Origin of the sequence: Sulfitobacter sp. EE-36, from assembly GCF_000152605.1 — a bacterium.
GTDB lineage: Bacteria > Pseudomonadota > Alphaproteobacteria > Rhodobacterales > Rhodobacteraceae > Sulfitobacter > Sulfitobacter pontiacus.
Window position 1 is genome coordinate 480,238 of the sequence record NZ_CH959310.1, and the last position, 16,835, is coordinate 497,072.

At 62.5% G+C, this 16,835-nt stretch carries 17 protein-coding genes and 1 riboswitch; of the genes, 11 read left to right on the forward strand and 6 right to left on the reverse strand.

Going from position 1 to position 16,835, the window contains the following annotated elements:
• The first annotated feature begins 2 nt into the window (after positions 1-2).
• Together EE36_RS04995 and cobJ are read left to right on the forward strand one after the other, a co-directional pair.
• Complete coding sequence (locus EE36_RS04995; RefSeq protein WP_005850083.1) at positions 3-719, forward strand: precorrin-2 C(20)-methyltransferase; 717 nt, start codon at positions 3-5, stop codon at positions 717-719.
• Positions 716-1,453: a precorrin-3B C(17)-methyltransferase gene (gene cobJ, locus EE36_RS05000; protein WP_005850084.1), complete on the forward strand. Its 738-nt coding sequence runs from the start codon at positions 716-718 to the stop codon at positions 1,451-1,453. Before EE36_RS04995 ends, cobJ begins: the two co-directional genes overlap by 4 nt.
• Here the strand turns inward: cobJ and EE36_RS05005 are convergent.
• Entirely contained in the window at positions 1,429-2,178 is a 750-nt protein-coding gene (locus EE36_RS05005; RefSeq protein WP_005850085.1) for a cobalt-precorrin-6A reductase, read from the reverse strand. The genes cobJ and EE36_RS05005 overlap by 25 nt on opposite strands.
• Here EE36_RS05005 and EE36_RS05010 point away from each other — a divergent pair.
• The 7 genes from EE36_RS05010 (at position 2,177) to cobF (ending at position 8,359) form a co-directional block, all read left to right on the forward strand.
• Positions 2,177-3,373, forward strand: coding sequence for a bifunctional cobalt-precorrin-7 (C(5))-methyltransferase/cobalt-precorrin-6B (C(15))-methyltransferase (locus EE36_RS05010; RefSeq protein WP_005850086.1), 1,197 nt, complete (start codon positions 2,177-2,179; stop codon positions 3,371-3,373). The genes EE36_RS05005 and EE36_RS05010 overlap by 2 nt on opposite strands.
• Positions 3,355-3,729 (forward strand): cobalamin biosynthesis protein, encoded by a 375-nt coding sequence (locus EE36_RS05015; RefSeq protein ID WP_254655542.1) that lies wholly within the window; start codon positions 3,355-3,357, stop codon positions 3,727-3,729. The genes EE36_RS05010 and EE36_RS05015 overlap by 19 nt, the downstream gene beginning before the upstream one ends.
• Positions 3,726-4,511 (forward strand): precorrin-4 C(11)-methyltransferase, encoded by a 786-nt coding sequence (gene cobM / locus EE36_RS05020; protein ID WP_005850089.1) that lies wholly within the window; start codon positions 3,726-3,728, stop codon positions 4,509-4,511. The genes EE36_RS05015 and cobM overlap by 4 nt, the downstream gene beginning before the upstream one ends.
• Positions 4,508-5,833: a cobyrinate a,c-diamide synthase gene (locus tag EE36_RS05025; RefSeq protein ID WP_039911596.1), complete on the forward strand. Its 1,326-nt coding sequence runs from the start codon at positions 4,508-4,510 to the stop codon at positions 5,831-5,833. Before cobM ends, EE36_RS05025 begins: the two co-directional genes overlap by 4 nt.
• Positions 5,830-6,546: a uroporphyrinogen-III C-methyltransferase gene (cobA, locus tag EE36_RS05030; RefSeq protein ID WP_005850092.1), complete on the forward strand. Its 717-nt coding sequence runs from the start codon at positions 5,830-5,832 to the stop codon at positions 6,544-6,546. Before EE36_RS05025 ends, cobA begins: the two co-directional genes overlap by 4 nt.
• Positions 6,547-6,572: 26 nt before the next feature.
• Positions 6,573-6,789, forward strand: a riboswitch (cobalamin riboswitch).
• Positions 6,790-6,861: 72 nt separating this feature from the next.
• Positions 6,862-7,545 (forward strand): energy-coupling factor ABC transporter permease, encoded by a 684-nt coding sequence (locus EE36_RS05035; RefSeq protein ID WP_005850094.1) that lies wholly within the window; start codon positions 6,862-6,864, stop codon positions 7,543-7,545.
• A gap of 61 nt (positions 7,546-7,606) precedes the next feature.
• Complete coding sequence (gene cobF / locus EE36_RS05040; RefSeq protein ID WP_005850096.1) at positions 7,607-8,359, forward strand: precorrin-6A synthase (deacetylating); 753 nt, start codon at positions 7,607-7,609, stop codon at positions 8,357-8,359.
• A 9-nt stretch (positions 8,360-8,368) separates the two neighbouring features.
• On the opposite strand, the gene cueR is transcribed toward cobF, so the two are convergent.
• Together cueR and EE36_RS05050 are read right to left on the reverse strand one after the other, a co-directional pair.
• A complete protein-coding gene (gene cueR / locus EE36_RS05045) occupies positions 8,369-8,755 on the reverse strand; it encodes a Cu(I)-responsive transcriptional regulator (RefSeq protein ID WP_005850098.1) in 387 nt (128 codons plus the stop codon).
• A gap of 20 nt (positions 8,756-8,775) precedes the next feature.
• Positions 8,776-11,193, reverse strand: a complete 2,418-nt coding sequence (locus tag EE36_RS05050; protein ID WP_254655543.1) for a heavy metal translocating P-type ATPase — start codon at positions 11,191-11,193, stop codon at positions 8,776-8,778.
• A 226-nt stretch (positions 11,194-11,419) separates the two neighbouring features.
• Here EE36_RS05050 and EE36_RS05055 point away from each other — a divergent pair, with 226 nt between their 5' ends.
• The gene (locus EE36_RS05055; RefSeq protein ID WP_005850102.1) at positions 11,420-12,391 is read left to right on the forward strand and encodes a NodZ family protein; all 972 of its coding nucleotides are present in this window, start codon (positions 11,420-11,422) and stop codon (positions 12,389-12,391) included.
• Here the strand turns inward: EE36_RS05055 and EE36_RS05060 are convergent.
• The 3 genes from EE36_RS05060 to EE36_RS05070 form a co-directional block, all read right to left on the reverse strand.
• Complete coding sequence (locus tag EE36_RS05060; protein WP_005850104.1) at positions 12,382-13,350, reverse strand: glycosyltransferase family 2 protein; 969 nt, start codon at positions 13,348-13,350, stop codon at positions 12,382-12,384. The genes EE36_RS05055 and EE36_RS05060 overlap by 10 nt on opposite strands.
• A complete protein-coding gene (locus EE36_RS05065) occupies positions 13,344-14,024 on the reverse strand; it encodes a sugar transferase (RefSeq protein ID WP_005850106.1) in 681 nt (226 codons plus the stop codon). The genes EE36_RS05060 and EE36_RS05065 overlap by 7 nt, the downstream gene beginning before the upstream one ends.
• A gap of 211 nt (positions 14,025-14,235) precedes the next feature.
• Positions 14,236-15,585: a glycosyltransferase family 4 protein gene (locus EE36_RS05070; protein ID WP_254655544.1), complete on the reverse strand. Its 1,350-nt coding sequence runs from the start codon at positions 15,583-15,585 to the stop codon at positions 14,236-14,238.
• A gap of 105 nt (positions 15,586-15,690) precedes the next feature.
• Between EE36_RS05070 and EE36_RS05075 the strand changes: the two genes are divergently transcribed.
• Entirely contained in the window at positions 15,691-16,830 is a 1,140-nt protein-coding gene (locus EE36_RS05075) for a phosphoserine transaminase (protein WP_005850110.1), read from the forward strand.
• Positions 16,831-16,835: the final 5 nt, after the last annotated feature.

Below are 16,835 nucleotides of genomic sequence, written 5' to 3' on the forward strand. Positions count from 1 at the left end.
CGATGGGCAAGGTCATTTGCATCGGGCTTGGCCCCGGCGATCCCGAATTGATGAGCGTCAAGGCGCACCGTTTGCTGACCGGCGCGCAGCACGTCGCGTTTTTCCGCAAACCCGGACGGCGCGGGCAGGCCCGCACCATCGTGGACGGCATCATCGCCGAGACGGCGGTGGAACACGCGATGGAATACCCCGTCACGACAGAGATCCACTTTAGCGATCCTGAATACAACCGCCTGCTGTCGGCCTTCTACGACGATTGGGCTGACCGTTTGACCGACCTTGCGCAGAGTGAAGATGTAATCGTGCTCTGTGAAGGGGACCCGTTCTTTTACGGGTCGTTCATGCATCTGCACAGCCGCCTTCAGGGCCGCGCCGAGGTCGAGATCGTGCCCGGCATCACAGGCATGTCGGGCTGCTGGACCGCGACGGGGCATCCGATCACTTGGGGCGATGATGTGCTGACGGTGCTCATGGCGACGCTGGACGAGGAAGAGCTGGCCACGCGGGCCGCCAATACCGATGCGCTGGTGGTAATGAAGATTGGCCGCAACCTTGATAAGTTGAAGCGCGCACTGACCAAGGCAGGGCGGTTGCAGGACGCGTGGCTGGTCGAGAAAGGCACGATGGCGGGGCAGACGGTGCAAAAGCTGACGGAAGTTCCGGCCGACGTGCCCTATTTCTCGATCGCGATCGTGCATGGTCAGGGACGGCGACCATGACCGGCTGGGTGCGCGTTGTCGGCCTTGGCCCCGGAGACGAGGCGCTGGTCACGCCAGAGGTGCGCGCCACCGTGGATGCGGCGACCGATATCGTCGGCTACATCCCCTATGTGCGCCGGATTGCCTCGCGCGACGGGCTGACCCTGCATGAAAGCGACAACCGGGTAGAGCTGGACCGCGCCGCACATGCGCTTGAAATGGCGGCGGCGGGGCGGCGTGTGGTGGTGGTGTCTTCGGGCGATCCGGGGGTCTTTGCCATGGCCTCTGCCCTGTTCGAGGCGTTGGAGAAAGGCCCGAACGACTGGCTGGCAATCGATATTCGCGTCCTGCCCGGCATCACCGCGATGCTCGCGGCGGCGGCGCGGTTGGGGGCACCGCTGGGGCATGATTTCTGCGCGATCAACCTGTCGGACAATCTGAAACCCTGGTCGCTGATCGAAAAACGGCTGCGGCTGGCGGGGGAAGCGGGGTTTGCCATGGCGTTCTACAACCCGCGCTCTGCTTCGCGGCCGCATCAGTTCGCCACCGCGCTTGATATTCTGCGCGAGGCCTGCGGGCCGGAGACCTTGATCTCTTTCGCGCGCAACGTCAGCCATCCGGACGAGACATTGCGCACCGTCACGCTGGCCGAAGCGACGCCAGAGATGGCCGATATGCGCACGGTCGTGATCGTCGGTAACGCCGATACCCGCCGCGTCGGGACACATATCTACACGCCACGGTCCGTCGTATGATCAAGCCACGCCAGGATATCGTCGAGCCGCGCAAATGTGGTGCGAGGGGGCACCGCGGGGCGCTGGATCATCAGCACGCGCAGCCCCAGTTCGCGCGCGGCGATAAGCTTGGCCTCGGCCCCCGTGCCGCCGGCGTTCTTGGCGATGATCAGCTTGGTCCCGTGGTCGCGCAGCAGGGCGATGTCTCCGGCCACGTCGAAGGGTCCACGGGCGAGGGTCACGGTCGTGTGCGGCAAGGGCAGCGGCACGGCGGGCTGGTCCACCAGCCGCAGCAGATAATGGTGCTGCGGATGGTTGGCAAAGACGGACAGCGCCTGCTTGCCGATGGCCAGAAAGACCCGCGTCGACACCTGCGGCAGCGCAGCGGCGGCGGCTTCGATACTTGGCAGATGGGTCCAATTGTCGGCGACAGTCTCGGCCCACGGGGCCCGTTCAAAAGCGGCCAGCGGGATGCCTGCCTGCGTGCTGGCGGCATGGGCGTTACGGCTCATCTGCGCGGCGAAGGGATGGGTCGCGTCGATCACGCGGGTGATATGGTTCTGCGCGATAAACGCCAGCAATCCGGCCACGCCGCCAAAGCCACCCACGCGGGTGGGCAGCGGCTGCGCCACGGGGGCGGCCGTGCGTCCGGCATAGCTGAACAGCGCATCATCGCCACGGTCGGCCAGCGCGCGCGCGAGGCTGGAGGCCTCTGTCGTGCCGCCAAGAATGAGGGTGCGCGTCATGGCTGATCCTGTTGCTGCCTGGGTGACCCTGATTGGTCTGGGCGAAGATGGCCTTGGCGGGCTGACCGATGCAAGCCGAAAGGCGCTGGCAGAGGCCGACGTGATCTTTGGCGGGGCGCGGCATCTGGCGCTTTGTGCCGCGGGCGCGCGGGGGCGCGAATGGCCGTTGCCGTTCAGTGTAGCGCCGGTGTTGGAACATCGCGGGCGTGCGGTTGTGGTGCTCGCCTCGGGTGATCCTTTCTGGCACGGCGTGGGCGGTTCGCTGGCGCAGGTGCTGGACGCGTCGGAATGGCGCTGCTTTCCCGCGCCGTCCTGCATGACGCTCGCCGCTGCGCGGCTTGGCTGGCGGTTGGAGGAGGTCACGACCCTTGGCCTGCATGCTGCCCCGTTCGAGGTGTTGCTGCCCCATCTGGCGGCAGGTGCGCGGCTGATCTGCACATTGCGCGATGGTGCGGCCCCTGCGACGCTGGCAGGCTATCTGACCGCGCAGGGTTTCGGCGCGTCCCGCCTGACGGTGATGGAGGCGCTTGGCGGTCCGCGTGAAATCGCGCGCACGGCCGATGCTGCGACTTTTGACCTGGACGGCGTCGCCGCCCCTGTGGTGGTGGCGATTGCGGTGTCGGGTAGCGCGGGTATCAGCCACGCGCCCGGACGGCCAGAGGCGCTTTTTGCCCATGACAGCCAGATCACCAAATCACCCATGCGCGCGTTGACGCTGGCTGCGTTGGCCCCCCGCGCGGGGGAGCTGCTGTGGGATGTGGGGGGCGGATCGGGCTCTGTCTCTGTTGAATGGTGTCTGGCCGCGCCGCACGCGCAGTCCATTGCAATCGAGCCGCGCGAAAGCCGCTGCGATAATATCACCGAGAACGCCCGCCGCTTTGGTCTGGCGGGCCGGATGCGCTGCGTGCAGGGCACGGCCCCCGATGCGCTGGCCGATCTGCCCCTGCCCGCTGCGGTCTTTCTGGGGGGTGGCGCGTCAGAGGATGTCTTGCAGGCGATCTGGGACAGGATCACGCCGGGCACGCGGCTTGTGGCGAATGCGGTGGCGCTTGAAACCCAAGCCTTGCTGATCCGCTGGCATGGGATGCACGGCGGGCAGCTACTGCGGATTGATCTGGCGCAGGCGGCCCCCTTGGGGACCATGCAGGGCTGGCACCCCAGCCGCCCGCAACTGCAATGGAGCGTGACCCGATGATCGTCGCGGGCATAGGATTGCGCGCGGATGCGACCGAGGCGGATTTACACGCGGCCCTTGCGCTGACGCGGCGCAGGCCGGACACGCTCGCGACCCTCGCGATCAAGGTGACGCCAGCGCTACGGCGTTTTGCCGACAGTCTGGGATTGCCGCTGATCGAACTGTCGGAAGCCGATATCGCAGACATCCCGACGCGTACCGTGTCACCGCGCGTGCAGGCGCGCTTCGGGACCGGATCACTTGCCGAGGCCGCCGCATTGCGCGTTGCCGGTCGCGGTGCCAAATTGACGACCTTGCGTGTGACCAGCCCCAATGGCATGGCCACCGTAGCTATCGCGGAAGGAATTGCCCCATGACTGTTCACTTTATCGGCGCGGGCCCCGGTGCCCCTGATCTGCTGACCCTGCGAGGGCGCGACCTGATCGCGGCCTGCCCTGTGTGTCTGTATGCCGGATCGTTGGTCCCGTCTGAGCTGCTGTCCTACTGCCCTGCGGATGCGAAGATCGTGAACACCGCGTCGCTGTCGCTGGACGAGATCATGGCAGAAATCAAGACCGCCGATGATGCGGGGCAGGATGTGGCGCGGCTTCATTCGGGTGATCTGTCGGTCTGGTCCGCCATGGGCGAGCAGCTGCGCCGCTTGCGCGAGCTGGACATCGAGTATGACATTACCCCCGGCGTGCCCGCCTTTGCCGCTGCCGCCGCTGCCTTGGGGAACGAGCTGACGCTGCCCGGTGTGGCGCAGTCGCTTGTTCTCACTCGGACATCTGGGCGGGCGTCAGCCATGCCCGAGGGTGAAACGCTCGAGAATTTCGCCGCCACGGGTGCCACGCTGGCGATCCACCTGTCGGTACATGTGCTGGATGATGTGGTCGCGCGGCTCACCCCTCATTACGGAGAGGACTGCCCCGTCGCCATCGTCTGGCGCGCAAGCTGGCCGGATCAACGGGTGGTGCGGGCGACCTTGGGCAGCGTGATCGACGCCACCGACGGCGAACGCGGGCGCACGGCGCTGATCCTTGTGGGCCGCGCGCTGACGGCAGAGGAGTTCCGCGAAAGCTGTCTGTACGCTGGCGATTACGACCGCCGTTTCCGCCCCGTCGGCACAGAGCCGCGCTTTCCCGAGGGCACAGAATGATGGAGACTACGCAACTGCCCAAGGGCCTGATGATCTCGGCCCCGGCGTCGGGCACGGGCAAGACCACCTTGATGCTGGGCCTGCTCAACGCGCTTAGCCGGCGCGGCGTCGACGTGCGCCCGTTCAAGAGCGGGCCGGATTACATCGACCCCGGCTTCCACCGCGCGGCCTGCGGGCGGTCGTCCTATAATATCGACAGTTGGGCCATGGGATCGGGCGTGTTGTGCAATCTGATCGGCACCGCCCATGGCGGCGATCTGGCCCTGATCGAAGGGTCAATGGGGCTGTTTGATGGTGTGGCGCAACCGGGGGAAACCTCGAACGGGGCGAGCGCGGATATCTCTGCCATGACGGGCTGGCCGGTGGTTTTGCTGCTGGATGTATCGGGTCAGGCGCAATCGGCTGCGGCCACCGCCCTTGGGTTCAAGACGATGCGCCCGGATGTGCATGTCGCGGGTGTGGTGCTGAACAAGGTCGCCAGCCCCCGTCACGAGGCGCTGCTGCGTCTGGGGATGGAGCAGGTCGGCATCCCCGTTCTGGGCGCGCTGCCCCGACAGGGATCGGTCACGCTGCCGGAACGCCACTTGGGTCTGGTGCAGGCCGAGGAACAGCCCGAGCTGATGAAGCTGCTGGATGCGGCAGGTGATTTCATCGCGCAGCATATCGACCTTGATCTGATCGTCTCTGCCGCCCAAGGGCGCAGTATTCCCGACGGGCCAGATGTGCTGCCCCCGCCCCCCGGTCAACGGATCGCTTTGGCCAAAGATGCCGCGTTTTCGTTCATCTATCCGCATTTGCTGGACCACTGGATCGCCGCGGGTGCGCAGGTGTTGCCCTTCTCGCCGCTGGCGGATGAGGCACCGGACGACAGCGCCGACATCTGCTGGCTGCCCGGCGGCTATCCCGAGCTGCATGCCGGACGCCTTGCCGCTGCCGCGCAGTTCCGCGACAGCCTGCAACAATTCGCCACGACGCGCCCGGTGCATGGGGAATGCGGGGGCTATATGGCGATGGGGGCCGGGTTGGTCGACAAGGAAGGCGTGCGGCACCAGATGGCGGGGCTGCTGGGGCTGGAAACCAGCTACGAGAAGCGCAAGATGCATCTGGGCTACCGGCTTGCCACGCTGAACGAACCCGGCCCCGGCTATGACGCGGGCGCGCGGTTGCGGGGGCATGAATTCCACTATTCTACGATCCTGTCGCAGCCCGATACACCGCTGGCGCGGGTGGTCGATGCCAATGGGGCCGAAGTGCCCGAGACAGGCTCGCGCCGCGGCCATGCGACGGGCACCTTCTTTCACCTGATTGCGGGGGCATCATGAGCGGTTTCGTCTCTTTCGTCTCCTCCGGTCCGGGTGATCCCGAGCTGCTGACCGTGAAGGCGGTAAAGCGGTTGCAAGAGGCCGAAGTCGTGCTGTTCGACGATCTGTCGGCGGGTCCGATCCTTGAACATGTCTCGCCCGAGGCGGATTTGATCGGGGTGGGCAAACGCGCCGGACGGCTGTCTCCGAAGCAGGATCACGTGAGCCGTTTGCTGGTCGAACACGCATTGACCGGCGCGCGGGTGGTGCGGCTCAAAAGCGGGGACGCGGGCGTGTTTGGCCGGCTTGAAGAAGAGCTGACCGCGCTGAAAGCGGCAGGCGTCGCCTTCGAGATCATCCCCGGTGTGACGGCAGCGTCTTCGGCGGCGGCGGCAGCGATGATCCCACTGACACGGCGGCTGACCGCGCGGCGGGTGCAATTCATCACCGGCCACGGCGAATCGGGGGCCTTGCCCGAAGATCTGAACATGGCGGCGCTGGCCGACCCTACGGCGACCACGGTCGTCTACATGGGCCGCCGCACCTTTGCGGGTTTCGCCGCGCGGCTGATCGCGGCGGGCTTGCCGCCCTCGACCCCTGCCCTGCTGGCAGAGGCGGTATCGACCCCCGATCAAAAGCTGAGCCGCCACACGGTTGAAAGCCTTGCCCATCTGCCACTGGATCCCGCAACGTCAGCGCCTGCGCTGATCCTTTACGGGCCGTTGACCGAATAGATGACTTGACAAAACCAACCCGAAAATGACCACCTATTCCGGACGGTTCCCCGTGCGCCTTCGGGCAATCGGGGTGAAAAGGGAATACGGTGCGGTGCCAAAGCAAAGGTGCCAAATCCGGAACTGCCCCCGCACCTGTAAGTGAAGAGCAACCCGCATTGCCACTGGGCCACACCGCCTGGGAAGGCGCGGCACGCATGGACGCACAAAGTCAGGAGACCTGCCGTCATGGGGATGATCCCCGATCCAACTGGCTGCCCCCCCGGGGCGGCTTTCACATTATGCCGTCGGGGAAGACGGTAAGGAGACCTGAATATGCATATCGAACCCGAAGTCGTGACCGGCGCCAAGCTGGTCCTGTCCTATGGCACCGCCGCCGGTGCTGCGGCCTATACCGCGAAAACCGCAATGGACTCTGTCCGTGAGAAAGGCGTCGTGCCTTTTGCGAGCGGGGCCGTGGTGGCCACCGCGCTGACCTTTGTCTTTTTCCAGGTCTTCCCGCATTTCCCCGTGGGCGTGAGCGAAGTGCACCTGATCCTCGGGTCGACCCTGTTCCTGCTGTTCGGCGTGGCCCCTGCGGCTGCCGGTCTGGCACTTGGTCTGCTGGCGCAGGGCGTGTTCTTTGCCCCCATCGACCTGCCGCAATACACGATGAACGTCACCACGCTGCTGGTGCCCTTGTTCATGGTCTCGGCGCTGGCCAAACGCATCATCGCACCCAATACCGCCTATGTTGATCTGACCTATGTTCAAGCGCTCAAGCTGTCGACCGCGTTTCAGGCGGGCGTTGTGGGCTGGGTCGCCTTCTGGGCCATCTACGGTCAGGGCTTTGCCGCCAGCAACATCGCCGCTGTGGCCAGCTTTGGCGGGGCCTATATGATGGTCATCCTGATCGAGCCGCTGGTGGATCTGGCCGTGCTCGCCGCCGCGAAAACCCTGCGCGATTTCGCGGGCAGCGCGCTGTTCACCAAGCGTCTGACACAGACTGCCGCTGAATAATCCAAGACCCGACGCGGCCCCCTATTCTGCGGGCCGCGTCACCCCCTGCCGGAGCCTCAAGATGTTTACGCTTTCACTGATCGGCATCGGGTCCGGCAATCCCAAACACCTGACATTACAAGCCATCGACGCGTTGAATGCCTGCGATGTGATCCTGATTCCGTCCAAGGGCGCGGGCAAGGATGATCTGGCCGGCCTGCGGCACGAGATTTGCGCCCAGGTGCTGCGGTCGGACGGGCCTGATATTCACGAATTCACCCTGCCCAAACGCGACGCCGCCAACCCTGATTATCACGCGGGCGTCCACGATTGGCATGATGCCATTGCACAGGTCTGGCTGGCCGAGATGCAGCGCACCCTGCCCCAAGGCGGCCGTGTCGGTTTCCTCGTCTGGGGGGATCCGTCGCTGTATGACAGCACCCTGCGCATTGCGGAGCGGTTGCAAAAGGTCGTCACACTCGCCGTCGATGTCGTGCCGGGGATCACCTCGCTTCAGGTACTGACGGCGGGCCATGCGATCCCGCTGAACACCATCGGCAATCCCGTCACCATCACCACCGGTCGGCAGCTGCGCGATCATGGCTGGCCGCAGGATGTAGATACGATTGCCGTCATGCTGGACGGCACCTGCGCCTTCGAGGTGTTGCGGCAGCACAGCGACGTCCACATCTGGTGGACCGCCTATGCCGGCATGCCGAACGAGCGTCGCATCGCAGGCCCGCTGGATCAGGTCTGCGACCGCATCATCGCAACACGGGCAGAGGCACGCGCCGCCCATGGCTGGATCATGGATATCTACCTGCTGCGCCGGTAGACACGCGCGCTACAGCTTTTCGAGCCGTTGCAAGATCGGGCAGTCGGGGCGGTCATCGCCAGCGCATTCATGCACCAGATGGGTCAAGGTCTGACGAATATCTTGCAGGTCCGCGATCTTGCTTTCGATCTGCGCCAAATGTTGCTGGGCGATGGCACGGACATCGGCGCTGGCGCGATCCTGATCATCCCAAAGCGCCAGCAGGTCGCGGCAATTCTCGATCGTGAAGCCCAAGGCCCGCGCACGGCCCAGAAACGTCAGCTTATGCACGTCGCTGTCGCAAAAGCTGCGATACCCGTTGGTGTCACGCGCGGGCGTGATCAGACCGATGTCTTCGTAGTAGCGGATGGTCTTGGCAGGCAGACCTGCGCTTTTCGACACGTCACCGATGTTCATAGACGTCTCCTTTCGTTGAATTAGGCGGTTGCTGCGGCGGCGATCCACCGCAGGCGCAGGGCGTTGAACAGGACAAAGACGCTCGACAACGCCATGGCGGCGGCGGCAAGCACGGGCGACAACAGCACGCCGAACAGCGGATAGAGCACACCGGCTGCAACAGGGATCAGCAGCGCGTTATAGCCAAAGGCCCAGAAGAGGTTCTGGCGGATATTGCGCATGGTGTGCTGGCTGATGTGCAGGGCGTTCACCACCCCTTGCAGATCGCCCGACATCAGCACCACGTCGGCCGCTTCGATGGCGACATCCGTTCCGGTACCGATGGCAATACCCACGTCGACCCCCGCCAGCGCGGGCGCATCATTGATCCCGTCCCCGACAAAGGCGACCTTGTGGCCCGCCTGTTGCAGGTCCTCCAGCGCGGCGACCTTGCCGTCGGGCAGCACTTCGGCGACCACGGTATCGATCCCCAAACGGTCGGCAATCGCCTGCGCCGTCGCCTTGTTGTCACCGGTGATCATGGCGATTTTCAGCCCCGCTTCATGCAGTGCCTCCAGCGCTTGGGGCGTCGTTTCCTTGATCGGGTCGGCGACGCCGATCATCGCGACAAGCGCCCCATCCACGGCCGCGAAAAGCGGTGTCTTGCCCTCTGCCCCCCATGCTGCCGACCGCCCCTCTGCCGCGGCGAGAGAGACCCCTTCGGCCTCCATGAAACGGTCCGCCCCGACAAGCACGCGACGTCCCTCGACCTCGGCGCGCACACCGTGGCCGGTTTGCGAGGCAAAAGAGGTCACCGCTGACAGCGACAGCCCCTGTTTTTCGGCATGGCGCAGGATGGCGCTGGCAATCGGGTGCTCTGACTGCGCCTCGACCGACGCGACGAGCCGCAACGCATCGGCCTGCGACCAGCCGTTGAAGACATCCAGATCCGTCACCTCAGGCCGACCGGCGGTCAGCGTGCCGGTTTTATCAAGCGCGATGGTATCGACCTCGGCCAAGACCTGCAGCGCGTCCCCCTTGCGGAACAGCACGCCCATCTCGGCCCCTCGCCCTGTGCCCACCATGATAGAGGTCGGCGTGGCCAGCCCCATCGCACAGGGGCAGGCGATGATCAGCACCGCGACGCTTGCCACCAAAGCGTGCCCCAGGGACGGCTGCGGCCCGAACGCCAGCCAGACAAGGAAGGTGGCCGCGGCAATCGCCATGACGACGGGCACGAACCACATGGTGATGCGGTTGACCATATCCTGTACGGGCAGCTTGGCGCCTTGGGCATCCTCGACCATGCGCACGATCTGCGACAGGGTCGTGTCCGCGCCCACATGGGTCGCGCGGTAGACCAGCGCGCCGGTGCCATTCACCGTCCCCCCGACCACACGCGTGTCGGGCAGCTTTTCGACGGGCACGGGTTCGCCGGTGATCATGCTTTCATCGACATAGGAACTGCCACGTGTCACGGTCCCGTCTACGGCGATCTTTTCACCGGGGCGCGCATGGATCAGATCGCCGACGGTGATCGCGTCGATCGCAACCTCTGACACCTTGCCGTCCCGCTCTACCCGCGCGGTTTTGGGGCGCAGCCCGACCAGTTTGCGGATCGCTTGCCCGGTTTGGCCCTTGGCCCGCGCCTCTAGCGTGCGCCCCAGCAGGATCAGCGTGACGATCATCGCGGCGGCTTCGAAATAGACCGCTTGCGCACCGGCGGGCAGCAACTGTGGCAAGAACAGCGCCACGGTGGAAAAGCCCCATGCCGCCGTGGCCCCCAGAAACACCAGAGAGTTCATGTCAGGCGTGCGTTTCAACAGCGCTGGCACGCCGGTGACAAAAAAGCGCCGCCCGGGCCATGCCAGAACGATGGTGGTCAGTACGAACTGGATCGACCAGCTCAGCTGCTGTCCCAGCGTCGACATCACCCAATGGTGGAACGCGGGGATCATATGGCCGCCCATCTCGAGCACAAACACCGGCAGGGTCAGCGCCGCGGCCAGCAGCGTCATACGCTTAAGATGCGCGGCTTCTTCAACCTTGCGGTCTGGCGCGGGGGAAGATGCGGTGTCCGTCACAGGGGTGGCGGGGTAGCCCGCGGCTTGCGCAGCCTGCACAATGGCGGCATCCGGCTCTGCGCTAAGCGACTGCACCACGGCCTCTTCCCGGGCGAGGTTGACGCTGACATCGACCACACCCGGCACGGCCGCCAAGGCGCGTTCGACCCGCCCGACGCAGGATGCACAGGACATGTTTTCAATGCCATAGCGCCGCGTTTGTACGGTGGCGGGGTAGCCTGCGGTCGCAAGTGCGGCGACGGCATCCTTGGGGTCGAAACCCGATGCCACCTGCAGCGACGCCGTTTCCGAGGCGAGGTTCACGCGGGCGTCCTGCACACCCTCCACGCGCCCAAGCGCGGTCTCGACCCGCCCCACGCAAGAGGCGCAATTCATACCTCCAATTCCAAAATTTATCGCAACTACATCGCCCATCAGCCGTCTCCTCGGGGTGTCTTGCCCCTCAGATAGGGCTTCCAGTTAATGGAAGGTCAAGCGGTGATATGGATTTTATTCGATCTCGTTGCAGATTCCGGTGTCTGCTCTAGGCCAGTTAAGACTTTGGAAAGACATCTGCGCGATGGTGAGCGTCAAACGATAAGCGGAGGGTGTGTATCGACGGATGCAGTCAAAAACACTGGTGATCAAAGGAAAAGGCGGATTGGGCAACCGCGTCCTGTCTGCGATCTCGGGTCTGGTTTACGCCGATCTATCCGGCCGCAAACCAGTGATCGACTGGCGCGACGGCAGCTATGCGCCGCTTGGCGAAAACGCTTATCCGCTGCTGTTCCAGTCTCCGATCGGGGACGAAGCGATTGGGGGTGCCACAATGGATGACGGGGCCGATGTTTGCCCCGCGATCTGGGCTGGCAATCTGCATCGCCAGCCCCAAGACATGATCGACACCTATATGCCGCGGTCACACTCAAACCCCTGGGGCTATCGGCGGCTTTGCGTGGACCTCAAGCGGCTGGACCAGTCTCAGGCGGTGGCGGTCTATTGGTCTTACCTGCCAAAGCTGGGCCGCATGCGACAAAACCTGCGCCGGGATACACGCTTTGCTAAACGGGGGGAGCGCGAGATTTTCGCCGATTATCTTGGCCGCTATTTTACCCCCAACGCACGGGTCCGCCATGCGCTATCGCACATGCGCCCCACGGAAAAACTGCCAAGCATCGGGGTTCATATCAGGTTCACCGATCGAAAAATCCCGCTTGGCCCGGTGCTAAAGACCCTGGAGCAGCTAAAGGCCCGCCATCCGAACGCAACTGTCTTTCTTGCGACGGACAGTGCCGAAATCGAGGATCGTTTGAAGCGTGCGTTCGACAGGGTCATAACCCATCCCAAACGGCTAGGCCTTGCCGGCGCGCGTTTGCATGGGCCGGATACAACATGCAACCCGCTGCAAGAGGCGGAAAATGCCCTGATCGACATGTGGCAATTGTCGCGTTGTGATCACCTGATCTATTCCCGCCGCTCGACCTTCTCTGTCACCTCTGGCTACCTGGGGCGTTTTGCCCCTGCGCGTATCCACGATGTCGAACGGTATTCTCCGACGCTTTGGGCGAAGGAACTGTTGCAACGCTATGCTTGATCATACCCCCGCAACCATGTTTTGCGGGCGGCCCAGACCGCCGCCCAATGCGCCGCCCGCGCCCGTCTTTGCGCATTGCGCGAAGCCACGAACGGCCGCGTGGCCAAATACCGCAGCGCCGACCAAAGCCACATCAGAAAGACCCCCGCTCCCTGTTGCCACGCAGGCCAGTGATCGCGGACCAATGACGCACGCGATGTCATCACCGCGATCGCCTTTACCTCTGTCACCGTGGTAGAGGCCCCGACATGATGCACAATCTGCGCCTTCGGCGTGATCAACGGCTGATGTCCCAAGTGAATCGCGCGCAGGCAAAGATCGGCATCCTCGCCATACATGAAATATTTCTCCGAAAAGCCGCCCAGTTGATGCCACAAGGAACGGTCGATCAACAGAAAACACCCCACAACGATATCGACAGGGCGCACAGAATCCCGCGGCCAGCGCCCATAGGCTTCGGGGTTAAACACCGCGCTGCGCGGGAAAGCTGTGCTGAGCCCGGTCGCTTTGAGCAACAGGCTGGCCACAGTGGGCCGCGCCCAACAAGACGCGATGTTAAGCGACCCGTCAGCAAAAATGGTGCGCCCACCCCATATCCCCGCCTGCGGATTTTCGCGCGCAAAGGCGACGAGTTGATCGACCGCATCGGTATGAAGTTCGGTATCAGGGTTCAGCAACAGTAGATAATCGGAACAACACTGCTGCGCGGCAAGATTATTCGCGCGCGCGAAGCCCAAATTCTGCGCCGAGCGGACCAGCCGGACCTGCGGAAACGCCGCAGCTATCGCGTCTGCCGAACCGTCAGAGGAGGCGTTATCCCAAACAATACACTCAAATTGAGTCAACTGCGTGTGTTCATACAGCGTTTCAATCGCCCTAAGCGTCAATTCCCGCGTGTTGTAGCTGACGATCACGACACTAAGGGCAGGCCCGCGATCAACCGTCGCCAGCTTCAGCACCCCGTCGCCCGCAATACGACACCCACGGTTGCCTTTAGTATTCGCAGATCCTCGGACAGTGACAGGGTGCTGAAGTATTGCGTGTCGAAAACTGCGCGCTCTGAAAACCTTGCTCTGTTCCGGGATGAGACCTGCCAGTTCCCACTGATCCCCGGCCGCAGGCTTTCGTAGTGATCACCCTGATAAAGCCCCCTTTGAGACACCAACATGGGTCGGGGCCCGACGAGGCTCATCTCTCCTCTCAGCACGTTTACGAACTGGGGCAGTTCATCCAGTGACGTGCACCGCAAGAACCGGCCCACCGTTGTGACACGGGGATCGTGACGCAGCTTCTGGTTTTGTCGCCATTCATCCCTGGCCTTTGGATTTTGTGCTAAATAGTCTCTTAGCGAGTGTGGATCGTGGGGGTGCATTGTTCGCAGCTTCCACATCTTGAAGACCCGCCCATCTTTACCGACGCGTTCCTGGGTGAAGAACGGAGACTGCCCAGTTGCTGCCACAAGACAGGCAAGAAGGCAGATCACGAGAACCACGATCGGTGCAGATAAAATGCAAAAGACGATGTCAAAACAGCGCTTGCCATATAGACGATAAAGCTCCCGATGCAGATCGCTCCGCTGCAGGGTGTCCACGCGTGGATAGGCTTGGCGTTTAAAGACATTTGTATGATGCACCGGAAACTCCTTCTTCGGCTCAGGCCCGGGGAAAGGTCGATGCTTCAATGGTTATGGGGACAGGCTTACTACGGGGTTAAGGAAAAACATCCAATTTGAATGACTGTGTAGAAAAGCCGTTCATCATGACGCGTTCCAAACGCGAAGACGGCTATAAACCCGTTCCACTGCATGATGTAATTTACGGTAAACTATGGTTTGCGCCGGCCACTCAGCGCAGGCGCTTGTCGCAAAGTCGCATATATGCCGCCAAGAGATGCGGTTCGGACGAAGACCATGCCAGCGCATTCACGACCCTCTCGCGCCCGGCCTTCCCCATCGCCGCTCTTAATGACGGATCGTCGATGAGTTGTTTAATGCAATCGGCAAATCGAATCGGATCATTTGAAGCCGCGTAGAGGGAGGCCGTTTCGGCGGTGCGCCGACCTTCGGTCAGGTCGAACTGAACGACAGGTTTGCCCAGCGCCATGTATTCAACCACTTTGTTCATTGATGATATGTCGTTCATCGCATTGCAGGGATCTGGGGCAAGCCCCATATCTATCGTGTTCAAAGCGTCCACCAAAGCGCGGCCATAAAGTGCGCCGGTGAACGTGAAGTAACCCGTCAGCCCAAGGTCATCGACCTGACGTTTCATGTCAGGCAATGAGGGACCAAAGCCGATAATCAAAAAGTGGATATCGCGCGTGCCCGAAGTCACAAGGTGATGCGCCGCGGAAAGCAACAGATCCATTCCCTCCTGCTGTCCGATCACGCCGACATACCCAAGCAGCGTCTCTCCCTCGCGCCGGTATCTCTGCGACCCTGGCCCGAGCGTAAAATCCGTCAGGTTCGGAGCGGAGCGCACAACGAATATGTCGTCGTGGCATTTGCCACCCCGTGTCATCGCGATTTGGCGAAAGCTTTCATTCGGGGATATCACCACCGATGCAGCACGGTAGCTGAGCAATTCACACTTTCGCATGACGTGGTAACCTACGCCTTGTTTGTCAAACTTGGCGACAAAAAGTTCTGGGCAGACATCGTGCTGGTCATACACATAAGAAACACCCTTGCGTCGGTACCACATGGCAAGAAGGCAGATCAGATCAGGTGGATTGCACCCGTGGATCGCCTGAAAAGGGTTTTGCCGCCAAATACGCCGCGCAAGCCGAAACCAATGCCAGATTGCGCTAGCATATTCCCTAGCATATGAAACCGTGCCGCCTCCGGTTTCAGGAACAGCGGGGTACCGGTAAATATCCACGCCTTCGCGCCGTTCAAATGGCGCAACCCATCCCTGACCCGTGGGCGAAATGATAGAGACCTGGTAGCCTGCGCGGACCAACGTCGTCGCTTCCAGCCAGACCCGGCGATCGAGCGGCACTGGTAGGTTTTCAACCACGATCAAGATATGACGCACGGGCGGTTCGGGCATAGGTCCTTCAACATCAGAATCAGATTGGCCTCCGTTTTGGCAGCCACGGGTGAACATGAAGTTAATTCCGAAGCGCCGTCGCCTTAAGTTGTCTCCAATAGGAAACATCACCGGTTGGTTCAGCCAATTACCCGGTATTTGCATCAATCTTGCTTGATTTGAGGGCTTGCCGCGCCCTTTCGCCCCGCGTATTCCAGCACGTGGGACACCCTTCCCCAACGAAGGGCGCTTATCTGAAAGGGTAGCTACATGGCTATTACGACACCGACCTCGCGGCCCACGAATCCGCGTTTTTCCTCTGGCCCGTGCGCCAAACCCCCCGTTTATGACCTGACCAAGCTTGCGAGCGCGCCTTTGGGGCGTAGCCACCGCGCGGCACCGGGCAAAGCGAAATTGCTTGAAACAATTGAAACCACCCGCGAAATTCTGGGCGTGCCTGCCGATTATAAGATCGGCATCGTTCCGGCGTCTGACACTGGCGCTTATGAAATGGCGATGTGGTCGTTGCTGGGCGAACGCCCTGCGGAAATGGTCGCATGGGAATCCTTCGGCGCAGGCTGGGTGACCGACGCCGTGAAACAGCTCAAGATCGAGCATACGGTACATACCGCGGATTATGGTCAAATTGTCGACATGTCGGCGTTGAACTACGACAACGACGTGTGCTTCACTTGGAACGGGACAACCTCTGGCGTGCGCGTCCCAACGGGCGATGTTATCCCTGCCGACCGCAAGGGGCTGACACTATGCGATGCGACATCGGCCGCCTTCGCTATGGATCTGCCGTGGGACAAACTGGATGTGACGACATTCAGCTGGCAGAAAGTTCTGGGCGGCGAAGCAGCACACGGCATGCTGATCCTCAGCCCTCGTGCTGTCGAGCGGCTTGAAAACTATACGCCTGCTTGGCCCCTGCCCAAGATCTTCCGCCTGACCAAAGGTGGCAAGCTAATCGACGGGATTTTCAAGGGCGAGACGATCAACACGCCTTCAATGCTTTGCGTTGAAGATTACCTGCTGGCGCTTGATTGGGCGAAATCCGTCGGCGGCCTGCAAGGTCTGATCGCGCGCGCCGATGCGAATACGGCAGCGATCACGGATTTTGTGGACACGCATGACTGGATCGAATTCCTCGCGGTTGATCCGGCGACACGGTCGAACACATCGGTCTGCCTGAAATTCAATGACGACCGGATCACAGACGGCGCAGCCTTCGCAAAAGCTGTCGCGAAACGTCTCGCGGACGAGGATGTCGCATTGGACATCGGCGCCTACCGCGATGCCCCTGCCGGTCTGCGGATCTGGTGCGGCGGCACCGTCGAAACCTCTGACATCCAGGCCATGCTGCCTTGGTTGGAATGGGCTTTCGAAGCCGAGATCAACGCTTAATTTCG